General features: G+C 37.8%; 1 protein-coding gene. It reads right to left on the bottom strand.

The genetic code is table 11. From position 1 onward, the window contains the following. The coding region (locus I7X29_RS15260) for a PorP/SprF family type IX secretion system membrane protein (protein ID WP_198475899.1) at positions 1–569 on the bottom strand (569 nt) is incomplete at both ends.

The raw sequence follows: 569 nt of genomic DNA, 5'->3' as shown, positions 1-569 counted from the left end.
TTGTATTTGCGCAATTCGGTAGTTTCAAAATCATATCCATACCCTGCAAACCAACGGTCGTTGATTTGAAAACCTGCCATTACACTCACCGCTGCCGACCAGCGATAAGCCCCTCCTATCACAAATTTTTCGTTGAACATAAAGTTTGCTGAGAAGTCTAACTGCAAAGGAGCTCCAAAGGATACTTTCGATAGTACAGCGGGTTTGAATTTTGTATTCTCAGTAAGATCAAATACATAACCTCCTATCAAATATAGGTGTTGTGAATTTTTTAACACTGATACTGAACTGTTATTATAATGAGTTGTTTCGAGCATATTAGGCACTGAAAAACCTATGTAGTATTTATCGGTATACCAATAAACTCCAGCCCCTATGTTAGGTGAAAATACGCTCTCTGTGCCCTCAAGACTGGGATCAGAATTATCTTGTTTGCGCAGTTCGTTATAATCTATTTGAAATATACTTGCTGATCCATTGATACCAAAAGCTAACTTAGAATTTTCAAAGTTTAGGGTATACGATACATCTATCGCCAAATCGGTTTGGGTTTGAGGTCCTATACTTTC

The sequence above is a fragment of the Capnocytophaga periodontitidis genome, assembly GCF_016126015.1.
Classification (GTDB): Bacteria; Bacteroidota; Bacteroidia; order Flavobacteriales; family Flavobacteriaceae; genus Capnocytophaga; species Capnocytophaga periodontitidis.
The sequence above is the reverse complement of the archived record's forward strand: the minus strand, read 5'-3'. Positions and strand labels throughout refer to the sequence as shown.